Source organism: Streptomyces anulatus, assembly GCF_014650675.1.
GTDB lineage: Bacteria > Actinomycetota > Actinomycetes > Streptomycetales > Streptomycetaceae > Streptomyces > Streptomyces anulatus.
The window spans coordinates 20,208-43,676 of sequence record NZ_BMVK01000016.1; the positions used below are offsets into that span (position 1 = coordinate 20,208).

20 protein-coding genes are annotated in these 23,469 nt (G+C 71.3%); 8 read left to right on the forward strand and 12 right to left on the reverse strand.

All coding sequences use genetic code 11. From position 1 onward, the window contains the following. Positions 1-1,140 carry an energy-coupling factor ABC transporter permease gene (locus tag IE272_RS30045; protein WP_190008967.1) on the reverse strand — a complete coding sequence of 380 codons (1,140 nt, stop codon included), beginning with the start codon at positions 1,138-1,140 and terminating at the stop codon, positions 1-3. Between the two features lie 211 nt (positions 1,141-1,351). On the opposite strand from IE272_RS30045, the gene IE272_RS30050 reads away from it, so the two are divergent. Beyond that, entirely contained in the window at positions 1,352-1,768 is a 417-nt protein-coding gene (locus tag IE272_RS30050) for an SsgA family sporulation/cell division regulator (protein WP_098893620.1), read from the forward strand. Between the two features lie 8 nt (positions 1,769-1,776). Here the strand turns inward: IE272_RS30050 and IE272_RS30055 are convergent, their stop codons facing one another. After that, positions 1,777-2,556 carry a MarR family transcriptional regulator gene (locus IE272_RS30055; RefSeq protein WP_057663500.1) on the reverse strand — a complete coding sequence of 260 codons (780 nt, stop codon included), beginning with the start codon at positions 2,554-2,556 and terminating at the stop codon, positions 1,777-1,779. A 223-nt stretch (positions 2,557-2,779) separates the two neighbouring features. Here IE272_RS30055 and IE272_RS30060 point away from each other — a divergent pair, with 223 nt between their 5' ends. Genes IE272_RS30060 through IE272_RS30070 form a run of 3 tightly spaced genes read left to right on the forward strand, consistent with a single transcriptional unit; the run spans position 2,780 to position 5,215 of the window. Next, the gene (locus IE272_RS30060) at positions 2,780-3,442 is read left to right on the forward strand and encodes a DUF4097 family beta strand repeat-containing protein (RefSeq protein ID WP_057663503.1); all 663 of its coding nucleotides are present in this window, start codon (positions 2,780-2,782) and stop codon (positions 3,440-3,442) included. Positions 3,443-3,473: 31 nt separating this feature from the next. Then, positions 3,474-4,427 carry an ATP-binding cassette domain-containing protein gene (locus IE272_RS30065; protein WP_190008969.1) on the forward strand — a complete coding sequence of 318 codons (954 nt, stop codon included), beginning with the start codon at positions 3,474-3,476 and terminating at the stop codon, positions 4,425-4,427. Continuing rightward, positions 4,424-5,215: an ABC transporter permease gene (locus IE272_RS30070; RefSeq protein ID WP_050358839.1), complete on the forward strand. Its 792-nt coding sequence runs from the start codon at positions 4,424-4,426 to the stop codon at positions 5,213-5,215. The genes IE272_RS30065 and IE272_RS30070 overlap by 4 nt, the downstream gene beginning before the upstream one ends. A 211-nt stretch (positions 5,216-5,426) precedes the next feature. On the opposite strand, the gene IE272_RS30075 is transcribed toward IE272_RS30070, so the two are convergent. Both IE272_RS30075 and IE272_RS30080 read right to left on the reverse strand, forming a co-directional pair. Continuing rightward, positions 5,427-7,646, reverse strand: coding sequence for an MMPL family transporter (locus IE272_RS30075; protein ID WP_050358838.1), 2,220 nt, complete (start codon positions 7,644-7,646; stop codon positions 5,427-5,429). 121 nt (positions 7,647-7,767) lie between these two features. Further along, complete coding sequence (locus tag IE272_RS30080) at positions 7,768-8,340, reverse strand: TetR/AcrR family transcriptional regulator (protein WP_030803460.1); 573 nt, start codon at positions 8,338-8,340, stop codon at positions 7,768-7,770. Between the two features lie 195 nt (positions 8,341-8,535). Here IE272_RS30080 and IE272_RS30085 point away from each other — a divergent pair, with 195 nt between their 5' ends. Continuing rightward, positions 8,536-11,946: a S41 family peptidase gene (locus IE272_RS30085; protein WP_190008971.1), complete on the forward strand. Its 3,411-nt coding sequence runs from the start codon at positions 8,536-8,538 to the stop codon at positions 11,944-11,946. A 483-nt stretch (positions 11,947-12,429) separates the two neighbouring features. Here IE272_RS30085 and IE272_RS30090 read toward each other — a convergent pair whose 3' ends face one another. The 4 genes from IE272_RS30090 to IE272_RS30105 form a co-directional block, all read right to left on the reverse strand. Continuing rightward, positions 12,430-12,624, reverse strand: coding sequence for a hypothetical protein (locus tag IE272_RS30090; RefSeq protein ID WP_050358836.1), 195 nt, complete (start codon positions 12,622-12,624; stop codon positions 12,430-12,432). 99 nt (positions 12,625-12,723) lie between these two features. Further along, positions 12,724-13,617 (reverse strand): SDR family oxidoreductase, encoded by an 894-nt coding sequence (locus IE272_RS30095; RefSeq protein WP_057663517.1) that lies wholly within the window; start codon positions 13,615-13,617, stop codon positions 12,724-12,726. Then, a complete protein-coding gene (locus IE272_RS30100) occupies positions 13,614-14,567 on the reverse strand; it encodes an alpha/beta fold hydrolase (protein ID WP_050358835.1) in 954 nt (317 codons plus the stop codon). Before IE272_RS30100 ends, IE272_RS30095 begins: the two co-directional genes overlap by 4 nt. Beyond that, positions 14,564-16,165, reverse strand: a complete 1,602-nt coding sequence (locus IE272_RS30105) for a flavin-containing monooxygenase (RefSeq protein WP_190008972.1) — start codon at positions 16,163-16,165, stop codon at positions 14,564-14,566. Before IE272_RS30105 ends, IE272_RS30100 begins: the two co-directional genes overlap by 4 nt. Positions 16,166-16,333: 168 nt before the next feature. Between IE272_RS30105 and IE272_RS30110 the strand changes: the two genes are divergently transcribed. After that, on the forward strand, positions 16,334-16,978 hold the full coding sequence (locus tag IE272_RS30110; protein ID WP_050359026.1) for a MerR family transcriptional regulator: 645 nt from the start codon (positions 16,334-16,336) through the stop codon (positions 16,976-16,978). Positions 16,979-17,075: 97 nt separating this feature from the next. On the opposite strand, the gene IE272_RS30115 is transcribed toward IE272_RS30110, so the two are convergent. After that, complete coding sequence (locus IE272_RS30115) at positions 17,076-17,891, reverse strand: exodeoxyribonuclease III (protein ID WP_050358833.1); 816 nt, start codon at positions 17,889-17,891, stop codon at positions 17,076-17,078. A 50-nt stretch (positions 17,892-17,941) separates the two neighbouring features. Between IE272_RS30115 and IE272_RS30120 the strand changes: the two genes are divergently transcribed. Next, positions 17,942-18,433, forward strand: coding sequence for a GNAT family N-acetyltransferase (locus tag IE272_RS30120; protein WP_190008974.1), 492 nt, complete (start codon positions 17,942-17,944; stop codon positions 18,431-18,433). Positions 18,434-18,521: 88 nt separating this feature from the next. Here IE272_RS30120 and IE272_RS30125 read toward each other — a convergent pair whose 3' ends face one another. Then, positions 18,522-18,983 (reverse strand): GNAT family N-acetyltransferase, encoded by a 462-nt coding sequence (locus tag IE272_RS30125; RefSeq protein ID WP_190008977.1) that lies wholly within the window; start codon positions 18,981-18,983, stop codon positions 18,522-18,524. A 44-nt stretch (positions 18,984-19,027) separates the two neighbouring features. Next, positions 19,028-20,536 carry a sigma-70 family RNA polymerase sigma factor gene (locus tag IE272_RS30130; protein ID WP_190008980.1) on the reverse strand — a complete coding sequence of 503 codons (1,509 nt, stop codon included), beginning with the start codon at positions 20,534-20,536 and terminating at the stop codon, positions 19,028-19,030. 140 nt (positions 20,537-20,676) lie between these two features. On the opposite strand from IE272_RS30130, the gene IE272_RS30135 reads away from it, so the two are divergent. Next, a complete protein-coding gene (locus tag IE272_RS30135; RefSeq protein ID WP_050358830.1) occupies positions 20,677-21,780 on the forward strand; it encodes a helix-turn-helix domain-containing protein in 1,104 nt (367 codons plus the stop codon). A 57-nt stretch (positions 21,781-21,837) separates the two neighbouring features. On the opposite strand, the gene IE272_RS30140 is transcribed toward IE272_RS30135, so the two are convergent. Further along, positions 21,838-23,061 carry a S1 family peptidase gene (locus tag IE272_RS30140; RefSeq protein ID WP_050358829.1) on the reverse strand — a complete coding sequence of 408 codons (1,224 nt, stop codon included), beginning with the start codon at positions 23,059-23,061 and terminating at the stop codon, positions 21,838-21,840. Positions 23,062-23,469 lie beyond the last annotated feature (408 nt).

Consider the following 23,469-nt stretch of genomic DNA (forward strand, 5'->3'; position numbering starts at 1 on the left):
TCAGACGTGCCCGTGATCGCTGTCGCGGTCGTTGTCGCGGTCGCGGTCGCGGTCGTTGCCGCTGTCGCGGTCGCGGTCGTGGTCGTGGTCGTGGTCGTGGGAAACGGTGCCGTGATCGTCCTCGTGGCGGCGGCGGACCACCCAGAACACGCCGGTACCGACGACGACGGTGGCGCTGACGCCGATCACTCCGGCGAGACCGCCGGAGAGGCGGGCGTTCGCGATGTCCCCGACGCCGTAGTCGGCGAGCGGGGAGTCGGCGGCACCGTGCTCCTCGGCCTTCTCGTCGATGCCCTGGTCGGCGGCGACCCTCTCCAGGCCGTCCGGGTCGGCGGAGGCGTAGAAGGAGACGACCCCGGCGAGCAGGAACGCGGAGACCAGCCCGGTGATCCAGAACCCGCGGGTGGAACGGGCGGCGCCCGCCGGTTCGGGGTCGCGGGTGGCGGCGGGGGCGTCGACCAGTTCGCCGTCGATGCGGAGCTTGAGAGGGGCGGCGATCCCGCTGACGCCGTGGACCAGGTCGGGGCGCACGGCCAGGACCGCGCCCACGGTCAGCGCGGTGATGACCGCCTCGCCGATGCCGATCAGGGTGTGCACGCCGACCATGGCCGTGAAGACCTTGCCGATCGGGATGTCGGTGGTGCCGCCGATCCAGTAGAGCAGCGTGAAGGCGGCGGCCGCGGCCGGTACGGAGACCAGGGCGGCGACGAAGGCGGAGACGGTGGCCGACCGGCGGGTGCTCGGGAGCACCCCGGTCAGCAGCCGGAACAGGCCGTACGCGACGAGGACGGTGACCACGCCCATGACGGTGACGTTGACGCCGAGGGCGGTGAGACCGCCGTCGGCGAAGAAGATGCCCTGCATCAGCAGGACCACCGCGACGCAGAGCACCCCCGTGTAGGGCCCGACCAGGATCGCGGCCAGCGCCCCGCCCATGAGATGCCCGCTGGTGCCGGCCGCGACGGGGAAGTTCAGCATCTGCACGGCGAAGATGAAGGCGGCGACGAGCCCCGCGAGCGGGGCGGTGCGCTCGTCCAGCTCACGGCGCGCGCCGCGCAGGCTGACGGCTACCGCGCCGGCGGCGACCACCCCGGCGGCCACGGAGACAGGTGCATCGATGAAACCATCGGGTACATGCATGGGAGGCTCCGCTTCCTGCGGGGTCCGCACGGTCTCCACGCCCATGCGGACGAGGTCCTGCGGGCGGGGTCATGAACCCATCAATAATAGTGCCCTCCTGCGAACCATGCGCAAGAGCAGAAGCCCAGCAGGTGGACCGTGCTCACCGCGCCGCTTCCGCAAAATATGGGACATTAGAGGGCAGAGCTACACATACAGGAGGAGCCGGCCCATGTCCCCCGTGATCGAAGTACATGCCCGTGCCCGGCTCATCACCGATGGCCCCCTGACCCGCCCGGTCCCCGTCGACCTGCGTTACGACCCGGCCGACGACCGGCGCACCGTCCACATCGGACTGCCCGACGGCACCGACTGGGCATTCGGCCGCGACCTCCTGGAACGCGGCCTGCGCACCCCGATCGAGCGCGGCGACGTCCGCGTCTGGCCGTGCGGCCGTACGCAGCTGATCGTGGAGCTGCACTCGACCGACGGGGTCGAGGTGTTCCAGTTCGAGATCCGGACGCTGACCCGCTTCCTCGCCCGCACCCGCGCGCAGACACCGACCGCGCAGCCGGAGGCCGGCCGGGAGCCGAAGCCCCCGTCCCGCACCACCCGCCCGGAGCGGGGCGCCCAGCCCGCCCGCGGCTGAAGCACCGCCTACGCGCGCCCCGGACCCGGCCCGGCAGGGCCGCCCGGGGCCGTTGTCGCAGCCGGGTCCGACGTCGCCCCCGATGTCGTGTGGAGGATCTCGCGAGCCTGCTCCGCCGCGCGCGCTATGCCTTCGGAGACGAAGTCGAGGAAGCGGGCGACGTTCTCCATGCGGACGGCGGCCGGAGTGCCGGGGCCGAGGATGTCCACGCCCTGCCGCGCCGTCTCGACGAGCTGGGCGGTGGCCCGGGCGCTCACCATCATCGACTGGTACCAGATGTCGTCGTCGACGATGTAGCGCTCACGACGGCGTTCGTCACGCTCCCGCCGGACCATGCCCTGGCTTTCGAGGAACGCGATCGCCTTGGAGATGGACGCCGGGCTGACCTGGAGGCGCTGGGCCAGCTCAGGTGCGGTGAGGCTGCCGGAGTCGGTGAGAGTGAGACAGGACAGCACCCGGGACATCATCAGGGGCATGCCCGACGCCATGACGACGGTGGTGAACTGCTCCTCGTACTCCCGCACGGCCTCCGCGTCGCGCCCGTAGGGCTGCGCCGAGTCCTGCGCCTCCCGGGGGGCGGCCTGCTTCCGCCGGTGCGCACGGCGTTCGGTGGCGCGATGGGCGAGATCGGCGCGGTAGGCGGTGGGGCCGCCGTTGCGCATCACCTCACGCGTGATGGTCGAGGTCGGACGGTCCAGGCGTCGGGCGATCTCCGCGTAGGCGAGGCCGTCGGCCAGCCCCAGCGCGATCTGCTGACGTTCCTGCTGAGTGAGCCTGCCTCCCGGCATCGCGGTTCTCCTTCGTGGTCCACGGAGTCCCCACTATAGCGTTCACCCTCACCTTATTGCAACGTAGCACTATCTGACGTTGCGTTAAGCCCGAAGGGCATTGCAACGAAACCAGTGCCTTGACCTGGGAACATAGAGATTGCTTGCAACGAACCTGTTGAGCAATCCGTAAAGGCAACGTAGCTTTTCTCTCATCGGAAACGACGAGCGCAAGGAGAGCACGATGCAGAAGTTCGACACCACCGCCCCGGTCACCGCCGTCCTGGACATCCCCGCCGGGCGCATCCAGTTCATCGCCGCCGACCGGGCCGACACCACGGTCGAGGTCCGGCCCGCCGACGCCTCCAGGAGCCGGGACGTGAAGGCCGCGGAGCGGATCGAGGTCGCCTACGGCGACGGCGTCCTGCGCATCGCGGCCCAGGCGGCCGAGAACCGGGTCAGCGGCTCCGGCTCCGTCGAGGTGACCGTCCAACTGCCCGCCGGGTCCCACGTCGAGGCGCACGCGGCCGCCGCCGAACTCCGCGGCGTAGGACGGCTCGGTGACGTCGCCTTCGACGGCGCCTACCGCCGGATCAAGATCGACGAGGCGGCGAGCGTCCGCCTCACCGCGATCGAGGGCGACGTCGAGATCGGCCGGCTGGGCGGTCCCTCGGAGATCAGCACCGCACGGGGCGACATCCGGATCGCCGAAGCCGCACGCGGCACGGTCGTGCTGCACACCCGGTCCGGCGACATCTCGGTCACCGCCGCCGCCGGAGTCTCGGCCGCCCTGGACGCCGGCACCGCCCACGGCCGCGTCAGCAACGCCCTCAGGAACAACGGCACCGCCGAACTCGACATCCGCGCCACCACGTCCCACGGCGACATCGCCGCCCGCAGTCTCTGACCTGCCCCACACCCTCGGAGGAGCAACGATCATGACCCATCCGGCCATCGCGGCGAACGGGCTGCGGAAGTCCTACGGAGACAAGGCCGTCCTGGACGGCATCGACCTGGCCGTCCCGGCCGGCACGGTCTTCGCCCTGCTCGGCCCCAACGGGGCGGGCAAGACCACCGTCGTCAAGATTCTCTCCACCCTCATCTCCCCCGGCGCCGACTCCGGCGAGATCCGCGTCGGCGGCCACGACCTCGCCACCGACCCGCAGGCGATCCGCGCCACGATCGGCGTCACCGGACAGTTCTCCGCCGTCGACGGCCTGATCACCGGAGAGGAGAACATGCTCCTCATGGCCGACCTCCACCACCTGTCCAAGCGCGAGGGGCGGCGGGTCGCCGCCGAACTCCTGGAACGGTTCGACCTGGTGGACGCCGCGAAGAAGCCCGCATCCACCTACTCCGGCGGCATGAAGCGCCGCCTCGACATCGCGATGACCCTGGTCGGCTCCCCGCGCATCATCTTCCTCGACGAACCGACCACCGGACTCGACCCCCGCTCCCGCCACACCATGTGGGGCATCATCCGCAACCTCGTCTCCGACGGCGTCACCGTCTTCCTCACCACGCAGTACCTGGAAGAGGCCGACGAACTCGCCGACCGCATCGCCGTCCTCAACAACGGGAAGATCGCCGCCGAAGGAAGCGCCGAGGAGCTCAAGCGACTCATCCCGGGCGGGCACATCCGGCTCCGCTTCACCGACCCCGACGCCTACCGGAGCGCCGCCGGCGCTCTGCGCGAGGTGACCCGGGACGACGAGGCCCTCGCGCTGCGGATACCCAGCGACGGCAGCCAGCGCGAACTGCGCTCCATCCTCGACCAGTTGGAATCGTCCGCCATCGAGGCCGACGAGCTGACCGTGCACACCCCCGACCTCGACGACGTGTTCTTCGCCCTCACCGGCAACGACGACCAGCCCAAGGAGACTGTCCGATGAGTTCCCTCTCCCTCGCCGTACGCGACGCGAACACCATGCTGCGCCGCAACCTCCTGCACGCCCGGCGCTACCCCTCCCTCACCCTGAACCTCCTGCTCACGCCGATCATGATGCTGCTTCTCTTCGTCTACATCTTCGGCGACGTGATGAGCGCGGGCATCGGTGGCGCGGACCGCTCCGACTACATCGCCTACATCGTCCCGGGCATCCTGCTGATGACCATCGGATCCACCGTGATCGGGGCCGCGGTGTCCGTCTCCACGGACATGACGGAGGGCATCATCGCCCGCTTCCGCACCATGGCGATCCACCGCGGCTCCGTGATCATCGGGCACGTCGTCGGCAGCGTCCTGCAGGTGCTCGCCAGCCTGGTCCTCGTCGGCGCCGTCGCCGTGGCCATCGGCTTCCGCTCCACCGATGCCACCGCTCTGGAGTGGCTGGCCGCGTTCGGGCTGCTCGCGCTGTTCGCCCTCGCGTTCACCTGGATCGCGGTCGGCATGGGGCTGGCCAGCCCGAACGCCGAGGCCGCCGGCAACATGGCCATGCCCCTGATCCTCCTCCCCCTGATCTCCAGCGCCTTCATCCCGGTGGAGACGATGCCGGGCTGGTTCCGGCCGATCGCCGAGTACCAGCCCTTCACCCCGGCCATCGAGACCCTGCGCGGACTGCTGCTCGGCAGCGAGATCGGCCACAACGGCTGGCTCGCCGTCGCCTGGTGCCTGGCTCTCACCGCGCTCGGCTACCTCTGGTCGAAGTCGCTGTTCGACCGCGAACCGGCGGCGCACTGATCGCGTGCGGCGCCCCGCCCGCGCCTCGCCCCCGCCCGCCCTCGACCAGGGGGGCGGCACCGCAAGAGGAAAGCCCCCGTGCTGTTCGCACGGGGGCTTTCGCTGTGCCCCGGTCCCCGTCCCCACAGGTAACCGGCGCTTCCGGGGCCACGCTCCGCTCAGACGCGGATCCCGGAGTTCGAAGGGCCTGTCAGGGCCCAGGGGAATCGGTTCAGACGCGTACGAGCTCGCGCTCGCCGCTCTCCCCGCCCTCGGCCCCGGGCTCGTCGGTCAGCTGCTTCTGCAGCTTCTCGCCCTCCACGTCCACATTGGGCAGCGCCCGGTCCAGCCAGCCCGGCAGCCACCAGGCCTTCTTGCCGAGCAGGGCCAGGACGGCGGGCACGATCGCCATCCGCACCACGAAGGCGTCGAAGAAGACAGCGATGGCGAGCGAGAAGCCGATCATCTTGATCATCTGCTCGCTGGAGCCGATGAAGCCGGAGAACACCGCCATCATGATCACGGCGGCGGCCGTGACCACCCGTGCGCCGTGCTTGAAGCCGGTCACGATGGCCTGCCCGGGGCTCTCGCCATGGACGTACGCCTCACGCATCCGGGTGACGAGGAAGACCTCGTAGTCCATCGCGAGACCGAAGACCACACCCACCATGAAGATCGGCATCATGCTCATGATCGGACCAGTCTGCTCGACGCCGAAGAGCGAGCCGAGCCAGCCCCACTGGAAGACCGCGACGACCGCGCCGAGGGCCGCGACCACCGAGAGCAGGAAGCCCAGGGCCGCCTTCAGCGGGACGAGGATCGACCGGAAGACCAGCATCAGCAGCAGGAACGCGAGGCCGACGACGAGTGCCAGGTAGGGCAGCAGCGCGTCGTTCATCTTCTGCGAGAAGTCGATGTTCATCGCGGTCGCGCCGGTGACCAGCACCTCGGCGCCGGTGTCCGCCTTCACGTCCGCACCCGCGTCGCGGATGGAGTGGACGACCTCCTCCGTGGCGTGGGAGGACGGCCGGTCCTTCGGAATGACCGTGATCGTCGCGGTGTCGCCGGCCTTGTTGAAGGCGGGCGGGATGACGGCGCCGACGCCGATGGCCTCGATCTCCTCGGAGACCCGGTCCGCGGCGGCCTTGCCGTCGGAGCTGTTCTTCGTGTCGACGACGACCAGCAGCGGACCGTTGAACCCGGGGCCGAAGCCGTCCGAGAGCATGTCGTACGCCTGACGCTGCGTGGTCGACTTCGGCTGGGCGCCGTCGTCGGGCAGACCCATCTCCAGCGAGGCCGCCGGTACGGCGATGATGCCGAGGCCGAGTACGCCGACGAGCATGACCCAGACCGGCTTGCGCAGCACGAACCGCGCCCAGCGGGTTCCCATGTTCGGCTTGGCCTCGGGGCTCTTCTCCGCCTCGGCGGCCTTGCGCGCCTTGCGGCCCATGACCCGCTTGCCCGCGAAGCCGAGGGCGGCCGGGACGAGGGTGAGGGCGATGAGGACGGCGATGGCCACGGTGCCGGCGGCGGCGAAGCCCATCTTCGTCAGCATCGGGATGTTGACGACGGCGAGGCCCACCAGGGCGATCACCACGGTCAGGCCAGCGAAGACGACCGCGGAGCCGGCCGTGCCGACGGCCCGCCCGGCGGCCTCCTCACGCTCTCGGCCCTCGGCCAGTTCGGCGCGGTAGCGGGAGACGATGAAGAGCGCGTAGTCGATGCCGACCGCGAGGCCGATCATCATGGCCAGGATCGAGGTGGTGGAGCCCAGGTCCAGCACACTGGCCAGCGCGGTGATCGTCGAGACCCCGATGCCGACCCCGACGAGCGCGGTCACCAGCGGAAGTCCGGCGGCGACCAGCGAGCCGAAGGTGATGACCAGGACGATGGCGGCGATGACGACGCCGATGATCTCGGCGGTCCCGGTGTGCGGCATGACCTGGAGGGCGTCACCGCCGATCTCCACCTTCATACCGCTCTTCTGCGCGTCCTTGCCCGCGTCCTCCAGGGACGCGCGGGTCGCGTCGGTCAGCTCCATCGAGCTGACCTGGTAGGAGACCGAGATGTACGCCGTCGAACCGTTCTGGCTCACGGCCTGCGTCGCGAAGGGGTCGGCGACCGAGGCGATCTGCTTCGAGCCGGTCTCCAGCTCCTTGACGATGCCGGTGATCTCGCTCTTGTTGGCGGGATCGGTCACCTTCTCGCCCTCGGGCGCCTTGAAGACGACACGGGCGGTGGCACCGTCGGCACTGGTGCCGGGGTTGCGCTGATCCAACAGGTCGAAGGCGCGCTGCGCCTCCGTACCAGGAATGGAGAAGGAGCTGGAGGTCGCGGCGGGCGCGGTGGCCGCACCGATTCCGGCGACCGCCAGCAACGCCACCCAGATCAGGGCGACGAAGCGGCGGCGGCGGAAGGTGAGCCGTCCGAGCTTGTAGAGGAAAGTGGCCACGGGGGCGTACTCCCGGTCAGGTCGTATGAGTGGAAATTGGGCGTGAGGAACCAGCCCGACGACGAGAGCGGCGTGTCAGGTGGAGCGTCGGGGAGAGGGCCGTGCGGGTGGGACGGGGACGTCAGACACCGAGGGCGGGGAGAACCACGGAGTCCACGTAATCGATGAGGAACGCCTGGTCGACAGGACGGTCCTCGATCAGCTGCCGGGCGGCCAGCGCGCCGACCAGCATGTGCGGGATGTACTTCAGCGCCGGATTGTCCGGGCGCAGTTCACCCCGGTCCACCGCCCGTTGCAGCATCTGGTCGAAGCCGGTCATCTCCGGCTCGATCAGCAGCTCGCGCAGGGCCTGGAGCAGCTCGGGGTACTCATGGACGGCATGGCTCAGACCCCGCATCAGCGCGGCGTCCTTCTCCATCTGGCAGTCGTCGGTCCGGCTCAGCGCGGTATGGAAGTCCCCGCGCAGCGAACCGGTGTCGATGTCCGCGAGGTTCCCCGGCTTGTTGTGCCGCAGCGCCTTCGCGACCAGCTCGGGCTTGGAGCCCCACTGGCGGTAGAGAGTGGCCTTGCTCGACCGGGTGCGGGCGGCGACGGCGTCCATGGTCAGGGCGTCGTAACCGACTTCGCGGAGCAGGTCGAGGACGGCCTCGTACAGTTCGCCCTCACGCTCGGGGGTCAGCCTGGTGCGTGCCATGTGCCGACCTCCTTCGTGTTCGCCCTGCCTGCCGGTGTCCGGCTCGGCAGTCCCGATCAGCAGTCCCGCTCACCATCGAACGAAACTGTTTCGTACACCTGAACCGTACCCGCAGAGTCCAGCGAAACGAAATCGTTTCGCTTGTGTCCTGCACCACAAGTTGCCCCGGGCCCCGCGCACCGAAAACATTGGGGGGTGAGTGACGACGTCGCGTATCTCCGTTTCCCGCACCTTCACCAGGACTTGCTGTGCTTCGCGGCCGAGGACGACCTCTGGGTCGCCCCCCTCGCCCCCGCCGGGCACCACCCCGGACGGGCCTGGCGGGTGACCGTCGACCGGACCCGGGTCAGCCATCCGCGCTTCTCGCCCGACGGCTCCTCCATCGCCTACACGTCCTGGCGCACCCTGGACCCCGAGATCCACCTCGCCCCGGTGGACGGCGGCCCGGCCCGCCGGCTCACCCACTGGGGCTCGACCGACGCCCGGGTCTGCGGCTGGAGCCCCGATCCGGGCGAGGCCTGCCAGATCCTCGCCGTGTCCTCGCACAACCAGCCGTTCTCGTACTTCTCCTGGGCCTACAGCGTCCCCACCGACGGCGGCCCCGGCGGCAGGCTCCCCTGGGGCCCGGTCTCCGACATCGCGGTCGCCGACATCGACGGCGAGCGCCGCACCCTGCTGCTCACCGGCACGCCCCCGCACGAACCGGCCGCCTGGAAGCGCTACCGGGGCGGGGCCATGGGCCGCCTGTGGCTGCACGGCGAACGTCTGCTCCCGGACATCGACGGCCACCTCGCCAACCCGATGTTCGTCGGCCGCCGCATCGCGTTCCTCTCCGACCACGAGGGCGTCGGCAACCTCTACTCCTGCCGGATGGACGGCACCGACCTGCGCCGCCACACCGACCACGACGCCTTCTACGCCCGCAACGCCGCGAGCGACGGCCACCGGGTCGTCTACCAGTGCGCGGGCGAACTGTGGCTGGTCGAGGACCTGGAGTCGCCCGACGCCACCCCGCGCAAGCTGGAGGTACGCCTCGGGGGCCCGCGCACCGGCCGGCGCGTCCACCAGGTGCCCGCCGCCAGCAACGTCGACTCGCTCTCCGTCGACGAGACGGGCCGGGCCAGCGCCGTCACCGTACGCGGCAGCCTCTACTGGCTCACCCACCGCGACGGCCCCGCCCGCACCATCGCCGACACCCCGGGCGTGCGGGTGCGGCTGCCGGAGATGCTCGGCAGCGGCGGTCAGGTCGCGTACGTCACCGACGCGGACGGCCCCGACGCGGTCGAGATCGCCTATCTGCCGCGCGCCAGCGGCGACCGCCCCCCGCGCCGGCTGGCCTCCGGCCTGCTGGGCCGGGTCCAGGAGATGATCTCCGACCCGGACGGCGAGCGCCTCGCCATCGCGTCGAACGACGGCCGTCTGCTGCTCCTGGACACGGGGGAAGGGGAGGCGGACGTACTGGAACCGGATGCGGAGGCTCCGGAAGCCCGGGAGAAGGCGCCCAGCGGCTCGACCCGCGCCGACCTCCACACGGCCACGGGCGCGGCGGCCCCGGACAGCGCGGCGCCGGTCGACGAACACCCCGGTCTCACCGAACTGATCCGCTCGGTCAACGGGCCCGTGCGCGACCTCGCCTTCTCCCCCGACGGCGACTGGCTGACCTGGTCGCACCCGGGCATCGGCCGCTCGCTGCGGCAGATCAAGCTGGCCCGGATCTCCGGCCCCGGCGCCCCGGTGATCGTGGACGTCACCAACGGCCGCTTCGAGGACGAGAACCCGGTCTTCACGGAGGACGGCCGCTACCTCGCCTTCCTCTCCTGGCGCGGCTTCGACCCGGTGTACGACGTCCACACCGGCGACCTGTCCTTCCCGCTCGGCTGCCGCCCGTACCTGGTCCCGCTCTCCTCCGCGACGCCCTCCCCCTTCGCGCTCTCCCCCGACGGGCGGCCGGCGGCGGGCGGCCTGGACCCGGTGGACGTGCCCGAGGGGGGTACGTCGGAGGGGTCGACGGTGATGGTGGAGTTCGAGGGCCTGGAGAGCCGGGTGACGCCGTTCCCGGTCTCCGCCTCCAAGTACTCGGCGCTGGCCCCGGTGAGCGGCGGCGGTCTCGTCTGGCTGCGCTGGCCGATCTCGGGGGCGCTGGGCGAGACGTTCGCGAACCCGGCCGACATGTCGGGGCGGCCGACCCTGGAGCACTTCAACATCGCGAAGGCCCGCAGGACCGAACTGGTCGACCACCTCGACTGGTTCGCGGTCAGCGGCGACGCGTCCCGCCTCGTCGTGATGGACGACGGCGAACTCCGCGCCGTACCGGCCACCGAGCCCGGCGACACCGACTCCACGGTCTACCTGGACCTCCGCCGCATCCTGCACGAGGTCGACCCGGGGGCGGAGTGGCGGCAGGCGTACGGCGAGGCGGGGAGGATCATCCGCTCCTACTTCTGGGAGCCGGACATGTGCGGCATCGACTGGGACGGGGTGCTGGACCAGTACCGCCCCCTGGTCGAACGGGTCGCCTCCCCCGACGAGTTCGCGGACCTGATGCGCGAGGTGCTGGGCGAGCTGGGCACCTCGCACGCGTACGTCTCCCCCGCCCGCCGCAACGAGGGCCCGCCGCACTACCAGCGCGCGATCGGCCTCCTCGGGGCCAACCTGGTCTGCCGGGACGGCGCCTGGACCGTCCAGCGCATCCTGCCCGGCGACTCCTCGGACTCCAAGGCCCGTTCGCCGCTGGCGGGTACGGGGATCCGGGAGGGTGCGGTCCTCACCCATGTCGACGGCCGCCCGGTGGACCCGGTCGCCGGCCCCTACCCCCTGCTGACGGCGGCGGGCGGCACGACAGTGGAACTGACCTTCTCCCCGGCGGGCGGCGGCCCCTCCCGCCGGGTGGCGATCATGCCCCTGGTCGACGAACGCCCGCTGCGCTACCAGGACTGGGTGGCCAAACGCCGCGACGTCGTACGGGAGTTGAGCGGCGGCAAGTGCGGCTACCTGCACATCCCGGACATGGGCGGCTCGGGCTGGGCCCAGTTCAACCGCGATCTGCGTCTCGAAGTCTCCCGTCCCGCCCTGATCGTGGACGTACGGGGCAACGCGGGCGGTCACATCAGCGAGTTGGTCGTGGAGAAGCTCACCCGCAAGATCCTCGGCTGGGACCTGACCCGCAACGCCCAGGCGGTGAGCTACGCCTCCAACGCGCCGCGCGGCCCGGTCGTCGCCCTGGCCGACGAGGCGACCTCCTCCGACGGCGACATGATCACCGCCGCGTTCCGGCTGCTGAAGCTGGGCCCCGTGGTGGGCCAGCGCACCTGGGGCGGTGTCGTCGGCATGACGGGCCGCCACCGGCTGGGCGACGGCACGGTGATCACGGTGCCGATGAACGCGGCCTGGTTCGACACGTACGGCTGGTCGGTGGAGAACCACGGTGTGGAACCGGACGTGGAGGCCCTGCGCACCCCACTGGACTGGGCGGAGGGCCGGTACGCCGTCCTCGACGACGCGGTCCGCCTGGCCCTGGACCTGCTGGCCGCGCACCCGGCGGCGACACCGCCGTCGTACGACACGGCCCCGAACCTGCGGCGCCCACCACTGCCGCCACGTCAGTAACGTTCCGCCCCACCCCGGGGCTCCGCCCCGACCCCCGCTCCTCAATCGCCGGAGAGGCTCAAAGCGACCGCCCACGCCCCTCCCCAGACGACCCCATCCCGCCCACCACCCAGCCTGCGCATCCACCCCAGCCCGCCCGACCGCCACCCAGCCTGCCCGGCCACCCCAGCCCGTCCGACCACCCCAGCCTGCCCGGCGATTGAGGGCATCCCTTCAAGCCCGACCGCCACCCGACCCGCCCGGCCACCCCAGCCCGCCCGGCGATTGAGGGCATCTTTCCCAACTCGCCCGGCCACCCCAGCCCGCCCGGCGATTGAGGGCATCCTTCCCAGCCCGTCCGGCGATTGAGGACGTCTTTCAACCCGCGCCAGGAGCGGCGACCCGCGCAAGAAGGAGGCGCACCCGGTCACCCGGATGCGCCTCCTGGAGCGACGCGTACGCACGCGCGAACCGCAGCACGCACGCGTCACACCTCAGTGACCGTCAACGGTCAAAACGCTCGCGAGCCTGGTCCTTCGCGTCCCGGGCACGGTCCTGCATGCCCGAGGAGGAGTCCGACTCCTGGTCACGGCCCTGGGAGGCCCGGTCCTGGGCCTGGTCCTTGCCCTGACCGGCCTTCTGCTTGGCCTGGTCGGCGAGCTCCTGCGCCTTGTCCTTGAACTGGTCTGCGATGCCCATGCTGTTCACTCCTGTGGGATGCGTGGGGTACGTGGGGATGGCCCCCTGCGGGGCCTCGCCCAGCGTTGCACGGCCCGACATCCCACGCATTTCGTACCGCTACGTACGGTCAGCACGCTCCGCACGCGCGTCCTGGTCCGCCGCTCCCCCGGCCCCCACGAGCCCCTTCGACACCGTGTGGAGCCGAGGCTCGAAGCGCCGCATCTCGCGCTGCCCGCCGATCGCGATGACGGAGGGCAGATAGCCGCGCACGGACTGCATCCCGCGCAGCCACCACTGGGCGTACACGTGCGGGGAGCGCCGCGCGATCCCGTCCACGATCCGGTCGACGGCCGGGCCGAGCGGGTACGTACGGTTCATCGGCCACGGCAGCCGCTGACGCAGCTCGCGCATCACGTCGTCCTGGTCCGCGCCGCGCACCATGTCGGTGTCGGTCCAGGAGAGGTAGCCGACGCCGACCTTGACGCCCTTGTAGCCGACCTCGGCGCGCAGGCTGTGCGCGAAGGCCTCGACACCCGACTTGGACGCGCAGTACGCGGTCATCATCGGGGCCGGGGTGATCGCGGCCAGCGACGCTATCTGGAGGAAGTAGCCGCGGCTCTCCATCAGCACCGGCAGGAAGGCCCGCCCGGTGACCGCGCCGCCGATGAGGTTCACCTCGATGACCCGCCGCCAGGCGTCCGGGTCGGAGTCGGCGAACGGGCCGCCCGAGGCGACGCCCGCGTTGGCGACGACCACGTCGACCTTGCCGAAGCGCTCCTTGACGTCGCGCGCCACCTGGGCCATCGCCTCGTGGTCGGTGACGTCGGCGAACCAGTGGTCGCTCTCGCCGTGCAGCCGCTCGGAGACGTGCTTCAGCTCGTCCGGCTCCAGGCCGACCAGCGCGAGGGTCGCCCCGCGCGCCGAGAGCTTCCGGGCCAGCAGCTCGCCCACGCCCCGGGCCGCGCCGGTGACGACGACGACCTGGCCCTCCAGACTCCGCCTGCTGCTCATGCGACATCCTCCTTCTCCGCCGTGGCGGCTTTCCGCTCGGCGGCCGTCCCCGTGGCGACGTACCGGGTGACCAGCTCCCTGATCTTCGCCGTGACGGCCTCCGGGGCCTCGACCGGCGTCATGTGCCCCATGCCCGCCAGCTCGGTCAGCCCGAGCCCGACCGGCAGCGCGGCCGCGATGGCCCGCGCGTGGACCGGCGGGGTCAGCCGGTCGTCCGTGCCGGCGATCACCGCGGTCGGCACCCGCAGCTCACGCACGCCCGCCGCGAGGTCCAGCTCGGCGAGCACATGGCCCCACTCCACCCTCGCGCGGCGCGGGCAGGCGTGCACGATACGGGCGCAGGCGTCGACCCGGTCCGGGGCCGAACCGGCCCCCATCGTCGCGTATTTGAGGATCTTCCTGGAGACCGGGTTGACCGGCCCGAGCGGCGCCTTCGCCCCCAGTACGGCGGTGGTGATCCGGGTCCGCAGCGCACCCGCGCGCAGCGGCAGGACGCGGGCCTCGGCGGCCAGCCGCGTACTGCCGGTGGAACAGAGCAGCACCGCGGCGGCGTGCTCGCGCAGTCCGGGGCGCGCCGCGGCGGCCATCACCGTCATCCCGCCCATGGAGTGCCCGGCGAGCACCGCCCTGCGGCCCGGGGCGAGCGTCGCGGCGAGGACCGCTTCGAGGTCGTCGGCCAGCGCGTTCGTGCTGTAGCCGCCGGGTCCGGGTTCGGGGGTGAGCCCGTGGCCGCGCTGGTCGTAGGCGATGACCCGGTGGTCGGCGGCCAGGTCGCGGATCTGGGCGTCCCAGAAGCGGGTGTTGCAGGTCCAGCCGTGGGCCAGGACCACCGCCGGGGCGTCCTCGGGGCCGTGCAGTTCGACGTGGATCCGCGAGCCGTCGGCGGAGCGGGCGGTCAACTCGGCCGCGGGCACCGGCGGTACGGTGTCGCGGTGCAGGAGGCGGCTCATCGCGCGGCCTCCTCGGCGGCGACGGAACCGGTGTCCGTAGAAGCTTTCACGGTCTCGCGATCGGTGCGGCCGGGCTGCTCCGGTACGCGTCCGCTCCCGGCGGCCCGTCGCGTCCCGCCCGCCGCGCCGGCCCGGACGACGTCGTACTCCGCGAGGTCCACCGACCGCGTCTGCCGCCGGAACTCACCCGTGGTGCCGGGCCAGACGGTGGTGTTGCGGCCCGCCTCGTCCAGGTACCAGCTGGTGCAGCCGCCGGTGTTCCACACGGTGCGCTTCATCCGCTGCTGGACCCGGTCGTTCCACGCGGTGACGGCGGCGGAGCGGGCGCCGAGCGCGGCGCGTCCGCCCAGCACGTTCAACTGCCGCAGGTAGTCGGCCATGTAGTTCAGCTGGGACTCGATCATCAGGATCATGGAGGAGTTGCCGAGCCCGGTGTTGGGGCCGATGATCGTCATCCAGTTGGGGAACCCGGCGGCGGTCGCGCCGCGCAGCGAGTTCATGCCGTCCTTCCAGGACTCGGCGAGCGTGATGCCCTCCTCGCCGACGACCCGCTCCGCGATCGGCATGTCCGTCACATGGAAGCCGGTGCCAAAGATGATCGCGTCGACCTCCGCCTCGCTCCCGTCGGCGGCGACCACCGTGCTGCCGCGTATCTCGCTGAGCCCGGAGGCGACGACGTCCACATTGGGCTGGGCGAGGGCGGGATAGTAGGTGCTGGAGAGCAGGATCCGCTTGCAGCCGATGCGGTAGTCGGGGGTCAGCTTGGCCCGCAGGGCCGGGTCCTTGATCGCCCGCGCCATGTTGGACTTGGCTATCTTCTCCACCAGGCCCAGCTGGTCGGGGTGCTTGGTGAAGGCGCTGACCTGCAACTCCCTGATGCCCCAGAGCAGTCCGCGGCGTGCCGTGCCGGTGACGGGGACGGCACGGTGCAGTGCCCGTTCGGCCTTGCTTATCGTGCGGTCCATGCGCGGCATGACCCAGGGCGGGGTGCGCTGGAAGAGCGTGAGCTTCGCGGTCTTCGGCTGTATCGCCGGGACGATCTGGATCGCGGACGCGCCCGTTCCGACCATCGCGGCGCGCTTGCCGGCCAGGTCGTAGTCGTGGTCCCAGCGCGCGGAGTGGAAGACCTTGCCGGGGAAGGAGTCGAGCCCGGGTATGTCCGGCGTCTTGGGGTCGGAGAGCGGCCCGGTGGCGGAGACGACGACGTCCGCGTGGAGCACGGACCCGTCGGCGGACTCGATCACCCAGTACAGGTTCTCCTTGTCCCAGGTCATCAGCTTCACCTCGTGGTTCAGCCTGATGTGCGGGCGGAGCCCGAAGTTGTCGGCGACGCGCTCCAGGTAGGCCCGGATGTGCTCCTGCCCGGAGAAGGTGCGCGGCCAGTCGGGGTTGGGGGCGAACGAGAAGGAATACAGGTGGGACGGTACGTCGCAGGCGCAGCCGGGATAGCTGTTGTCGCGCCAGGTGCCGCCCACCGAGTCGGCCCGCTCCAGGACGACGAAATCGGTGATGCCTTCGCGGCGCAGCCGTACGGCGGCCCCCAGGCCCCCGAATCCGGTTCCGATCACCGCCACACGTACGTGCTCCTGCTGGGCCATGCTGCCGCCTCCCGCGGTACGTCACACGACTCTGCCAGCAATCACTGGCATTGTTCGGAGAGTAGAGCAGGACCGTACTGATGGGTAGGGGGCGGACGGAGGAAAGTTACCGGCGGTACAACATAGGGTGCCCCTGTGGCCGAAGGACGCGAGCACCGCGAATACCGCATGGAGGAGCTGGCCAAGGAGGCCGGCATCACCGTGCGGACCCTGCGCTTCTACCGGGAGCGCGGCCTGATCCCGCCGCCTCGCCGCGAGGGCCGTATCGCCTGGTACGACGACCACCACCTGGCCCGGCTGCGGACCATCGCGGGCCTGCTGGAGCGCGGTCACACCCTCAACGGCATCGCCGATCTGGCGGCCACCTTCGAGAGCGGCCGCGATGTCGCCGAGGTGCTGGGCCTGGGCGAACCGACCGAGGAGACCCCGGTCCGCCTCACCCCGGAGCAGCTCGCGGACTACTTCGAGGGCGAGGTCACGCCCGAGAACCTCGCCACCGCACTGGACCTGGGCTATCTCGCCACCGACGGGGACGAGATCGTGCACATCAGCCGCCGCCTCCTGGAGGTGTCGGCCGAGCTCGTACGGGAAGGGGTGCCGCTGTCCACGGTGCTCTCCTCGGGCCGCCGCGTCCGCGAGCACGCGGACGCGCTCGCGGAGATCTTCGTACGCGTACTGCATGCCCACACCAAGGAGACCGAACCGGCGCAACTCCGCCCACTGGCCCGTGCGGTGGTGGACGCCGAGCTGTCCATGGCCCTCGACCGGAGGCTGCGCCGCGAGGACGGAACGCAGCCCCCGAAGTCCGACTGACGCACCCCTGCCCCCGAGGTACGCGCCCCGGGGGACCACCGCTCCCCCGGGGCGCGTACCACCCGGGACCACCGCTCCCCCGGGGTACCGCCCGGGACTACCGCTCGTAGACGACCGTCACCGGCGCATGATCGCTCCAGCGCTCGCCGTGCGTGGCCGCCCGCTCCACCCAGGCCTTCACCGCGCGCCCGGCGAGACCCGGGGTCGCCATCTGGTAGTCGATGCGCCAGCCGCTGTCGTTGTCGAAGGCACGCCCCCGGTACGACCACCAGCTGTACGGCCCCTCGACATCCGGGTGCAGCGCCCGTACGACGTCCACGTACGCGGCCTCCTCCAGGACCCGGGTCAGCCAGGCGCGCTCCTCGGGGAGGAAGCCGGAGCTCTTGCGGTTGGCCTTCCAGTTCTTCAGGTCCGCCTCCTGGTGGGCGATGTTCCAGTCACCGCAGACCACGACCTCGCGGCCGTCCGCCGCCGCCCGTTCTTTCAGACCCTGGAGGTAGGGCAGGAAGGCGGCCATGAAGCGCTCCTTCTCGTCCTGGCGCTCGGTGCCGACCTCGCCGGAGGGCAGGTACAGGCTGGCGACGGTGACGCCGGGCAGGTCGATCTCCACGTACCGGCCGCTCGTGTCGAACTCCTCGGCCCCGGCGACCCCGAAGCCGCCGAAGCCGATCTGGGTCCGCTCGGGGGCCTGCCGCGAGTAGAGCGAGACACCGGCGCGGCCCTTGGCCGCGGCGGGCGCGTGGACGGTGTGCCACCCCTCGGGGGCGCCCACGCCTTCGGGCAGCTGGGCGAGCTCGGCCCGCACTTCCTGGAGGCAGACCACATCGGCACCGGTCCCCGCCAGCCACTCGACGAAGCCCTTCTTGGCGGCGGCGCGGAGCCCATTAACATTCACGGAGGTCACTGTGAGCATCCCGGAACAGTACCCACTCCACCCCTACGCACAGATATACGATACTCAGCATGCTTATTCAGACTCGGCCTTTCGACCACCCCGACGCCGTCAAACTCAACGACCAGGTGCAGCTCGAGTACGACGAGCGCTACGGCGATGGGGGCGATCTCACACCGCTCGACCCCTCGATGTTCCTTCCGCCGCGCGGCCTGTACCTGCTCGCCTACGACGAGCAGGACCGCCCGGTGGCGACCGGCGGCTGGCGGACCCAGGACCGCAATGCCGAGGGCTACTGGGACGGCGACGCCGAGATCAAGCGGATGTTCGTGATACCCGAGGAGCGCGGCAAGGGCCTGGCCCGGCGGATGCTGGCCGCCCTGGAGGAGGACGCGCGCGCCGCCGGCCGGCTCCGCATGGTCCTGGAGACCGGCGACCAGCAGCCCGAGGCCATCGCCCTGTACGAGTCGAGCGGCTACACGGTGTGCGAGAAGTTCGGCCACTACCGGGAGTACGAGAGCAGCATCTGCATGGCCAAGCCGCTCCAGCAGCCCGGAGCCTGAACCGGCCCCCGGCGGCAAGGGCCGCCAGGGGCAACGACCTCCTGGGCAACGACGCTCCGGGGCAACGGCCTCCCGGCAGGGCGGTCGCTCAGGCACCCCCGCCGAGCACCAGCACCACATGCTCGTTCTCCCCGTGCAGCACCGTGCCGGTCGCCACGAACCCGCACTTCTCCAGCAGGCGTACCGAGCCGGTGTTCCCGGCGGCGGGGTCCGCGTACAACGGGCGTGCCGTCTCCAGCTCCAGGAACGCGGTCAACGCCCGGGTGCCGATGCCCCGGCCCCAGTAGGGGCGGCCGAGCCAATAGCCGATGTAGCGCCGCTCCCCCTCCCACCAGGCGACGATGTTCCCCGCCGTCGCGCCGTCCACGACGACCGTCTGCACGAGGTTGGCGGGGTCCCCCAGCACCTTCGACGTCCAGTGCGCCATGAAAGCCTCCCGCTCCCTCGGCGGGAAGCGCGATCTCCGGACCGCCTCCGGGTCGTGCTCGTACGCGAGAAACGCTTCCAGGTCCGCTGTCTCGACATCCCTGAGCCGCACGGTGTTCTCCATGCCGACCGAGTCTGGCACCCGCCACTGACAACCGGCCCGGCCGCTCAGCGCGGGGTGGCCAGCACCTGGGTCCAGTAGGGGCCGCGCGGGGAGTCGGCGATGCCCACGCCCACATGGACGAAGTCGCAGTTGAAGATGTCGTCGTCACGGCCGGGGCTATTGCGCCATTCCTCCACGACCGCGGCCGGATCGCTCATGCCGGTTGCGATGGTCTCCCCGACGGCCGACCAGTCGTAGCCCGTGGCGTCGACCCGGTCGCCCGTGCCCCGGCCCGAGGAATCGGTGTGGTCGAAGTAGTTCCGCGCGGCCATGTCCTCGGAGTGCCGCTGGGCCACCCCGGTCAGCCGGGGGTCGGTCTCCAGCTCCGGGCAGCCGTTCGCGGCTCGCAGCGTGTTGACCCGGGTGACCACGCCTGCTTCCGGGCGGGGGCGCGGCTCGGCGGTCCTGGGCGCGGCGGAGGGCGACGGGGCGACGGTGGGCGGCCGGGTGACGGCGGTACGGCTCGGCGTCGGCGAGGGCGAGGGCGTCGAGGGCGTGGGGCGCGGCTCGGCGGGAGCGGCCGCGGGCGGCGGGGGCGAGGGGCTGTGCGCGACGCCCCCGCCCCGGGCTTCGGGCGGGGCGGGGGCGGAGGGCCAGATCAGTACGGCGAGGGCGGTCACGGCGGCCGCGCCGGCTATGAGACCCGCCGCCTTCCCGGCCGAGAACGCGGCGGAGGGGGCGGAGACGGAAGGGGCCGAGGCGGACGCGGCGGCCGGTGCGGCCGAGGAGGCGACGGCCACCGCCGCCTGCTGCCCGCTGTCGTAGAGCGGCACCACGAGGGCGAGCCCGGAGAGCAGGCCCTCCGGCGGAACCAGCCCCGCACTGCCGTCGGAGCAGGAGGCGCAGCCCCGTACATGGCGGGCGATCCGCTTGCGCCACAGGGGCGTCGGCGTACCGTCCCAGTCGCCCAGCAGGTCCTCCAGGGCCGGGCAGCGCGGGTCGGACGCCAGGGCCCGGACGACCGTGCGCCCGATGTCGAGCTGGTTCTTGACCCGCTGGACGCGTACGGCGGCGTGCTGCGGGGAGAGGCCGAGCGCCTCGGCGAGTTCGGACCGGGTGAGGTCGCCGGTCGTCTCCAGCCACCACAGGGACAGCACGTCGCGCTCGGATCCGTCCAGCCAGCGGGTGGCCTCGGCCGTCTCGCGCCGCTGGCCGGAGAGTTCGAGGCGCAGGATCGTCAGGTCGACGAAGTCGGCGGCGGGGTCGGCGGGGTCCTCGGTGGCCTCCAGCGGGGCCGGCCGGTGGCCGAGACCGGACCAGCGGGTGCGGACCTGGTTCATGGCGATGGCGACGAGCCAGGACCGGAAACGGGACGGATCACGCAGCGAGGGCAGTCCGGACAGCGCCCGGAGCATGGTCTCCTGCACCACGTCGTCCACGTCCGGATGGCCGTTGAGGGCACGCCCGACGACGTTGTAGACCAGGGGGAGGTACTGGGCGGCCAGCCGTTCCCCGGCGGCCCGGTCGCCCTGCCTCGCCGCGATGACCAGAGCGGTGCTGTCCACGCCGTTCACGCCCTTCGTTCGGTTCGCACCGGGTGTGTGGGACAGGTCACTCCTGCGGGATTTGTTATCCGTCCCCTGTCCGGTGGTCAACCAGTATGCGGGGGCCCGTAGGCCGTCCCGCAGGGAGAGTGCCGGGAAACGGGAGGGACATGTCGAGCAGAGCGGACACCGACGAGGCGCGTGCCACCGGTCCGGACTCCGCGGGAGCACCCGCGAGCGCGGAACGACCGGACGGGGCACACGCCACCGCGGCGCGGACGGGCGAGGCCATCACCACCTCGGCCCTGCACGCGGCGGCGACCGGCGCCGACACCTTCCCCGGGGCACTGAGGGAGGCGCTGAACCGCCGCGGGCTGTCCCTGGAGCGGGTGAGCGAACGGCTCAGGGTGCGCGGCATCACCATCAGCCAGGCCACCCTCAGCAGTTGGCAGCGCGGCCGCAGCCAGCCCGAACGGGCGCGGTCCCTGCGGGCGGTGGAGGTGCTGGAGGAGATCCTGGAACTGCCCGCCGGGGCCCTGCGCTCGCTGCTCGGACCGCGCCGCCCGCGCGGCCGGATCACCCCGCCCGGCGCGGAGGGGGCGGCGCTCCAGATCCTCGGGGAGGACTCGGTGGTGGAGAAGGCGCTCGGCGCGCGTTTCCGCCACTTCAACCAGGAGACGAGTTCGCTGATGGTCCACGACATCGTGAAGGTCGGCGAGAGCGGCACCCTGAGCGCGATCTCCACCACGAACGTGCTGCGGGCCAGCCGGGCGGGGGCCGACCGGGCGATCTTCGTGCTCAGCTTCGACGACGAGGCGGCCGAACCCGTCGACATCAGGGTCAGCTGCGGACGCCTCGCCGAGGCCACGTATCTGAAGGGGCTCAAATCCCTGGTGCTGGAGATCCACTTCGGCCGGGAGCTGGCCAAACTGGACACCACGGTGGTGAGTTACGCGGTCGAGGTGAGCCCGTCCGAAACGCCTGCCACGCACTACGAGCGCTGGTCGCGCACGAACCTCCACGAGTACCTCCAGCAGGTCTTCTTCCACCCCGGCGCCCTACCGTCGGACTGCCACCGCTACGTCCGGGAGAAGGTCGGCGCCCCGCCCCGCGCCCGGCGGCGCATCCCGCTGAGCGAAGCGCACGACGTCCATGTACTCACCTCCCGGTGCAAGCCCGGCGTCCACGGGGTGGCGTGGGACTACGGAACGGGAACGGACGTGACGGCGAAGGGCGGACCGGGAACGAGTGGAACGGGAGACCGCCCAGGATGAGTGGACGGTCTCCCGCGTCTGGGGGGTGGCCTTGGCCGGTCCTGATCTGTGGTGCGGTTACTTGGTGTTGAGCGTCAGCCCGTAGTAGGCGAGGGCGTCGTCGAGCGGCTGGAAGTAGGAGGAGCCGGGCGAGTTGACCTGGCCGTTGCAGCGCTGGTTGCTGGGACCGCCGGACGTCATGCCCTGGGCCTGGTCACCGGAGATGTACGCGCCTCCGCTGTCGCCTCCCTGGGTGCAGACGCTGGAGCTCGCCAGGCCGGTCACGACGGTGTCCGGGCCGCCGTTCTGGTCGGTGTAGGTGACGCTGACGTTGTACGAGCCGACCTTGCCGCAGGTCCAGTTGGTGGTCTGGCCGGACTTGCAGAGCGCCGCGCCGGAGGGGGCCCGCTTGCTGCCCTTGACCGGGACGGTGCCGGCCCTGCCGTACGTGGTGACGTCGAGGCCGATCGAGTTGCCGGCGTCGACGGCCGCGATGCCCATGTCGACGCTGCGGGTGCCCAGCGCGAACCGGGTGTGGGTGCCCTTGGCGAACCGGGTGCCGTTGTAGGCCAGCTCCGGCAGGTCCTCGATGCAGTGCCCGGCGGTCACGAGCACCTGCTTGCCGTTACGGTCCTTGGCGCCGTAACCGACGGAGCAGAGGTAGCCGTTGAAGGTCATCCGGCTGCCGGGCGGAACGACGGCCTGGGTCTCCAGCTTCTCCTGGCCCTTCACGACGCGCACGGCGTCGCCGTTGCTCTTCGCGGCCTTGAGGAAGCTGCGGGTCGCGGCGTCGGAGTCGCCGTTGACCTCGACGGTCACGGTGTCCGACGCGAGGTCGACGGACCACGCGGACACCCCGGCCGGGGCGCTCCTGAGCGCCTTGGCGTCGAGCTGCGCCTTGATCCGGTCCAGCTCGCTCTCGCCGCGCTCGGGGACCCGGGCCTTGAGACCCGCGGCCCTGACCTCCTTCGCCGCTCCGGCGTCGGCGGCGTTGACGACCAGCGAACCGTCCTTGGTGAAGAAGGCCCCGAGCGTGCTGACCCGGTCCTCCCGCAACTCCGCGAACCGGTCCTGCTGCTCCGCCTCGCGGTCCAGCCGCTCCACGGCGGCCTTCTCGCTGACACCCAGGGTCGTGGCGAGCGCCTTGACCATCTCCGGCTGGTACGCCGGCGCCGCTGCGGGCGCCGAGGGCTCCTCCGTCGTTCCGGCGTAGGCCCCTGTGGCGACTCCGGCCGACAGAAGGGCGCCGATCGAGGCGGCCACGATGTATCTGCGCGCGTTCTTCTTCCTGCTGTGCTTCACGCGATTCCTTCCGCTACGCAGGCGAGCGTCCAGACAATGGGGGGGTGGCCACACCGCGCCTGGGGAAGCGCGATGTGTTCCATGGACACTGCCCGGCGGCGATGACATGTTCCTGTCGCCGCGCCTCGAACTCTGGCTCAGCCGGAACTGCCGCGACAAGAAGCGGAGATGGGGCTCTTTTCTACAGAACTGGCCGAGAACTGTAGAGAAGCTGCGCACCATCAAGGCGGTGACGCCCACCACCACACAGCTACCGGACTCCGCTGAGTGACCTCGGGCCCGCTCGCCGCCTCCTGCGATCACCGCACGGCCAGGAGCTTCGGGGCGTCAGGCACCTGCCAACTGCAGAACCCGATGTCAGAGGTGCCCGAGCAGACGCAAATGGCCACGCATCTCGCACCAACGAAC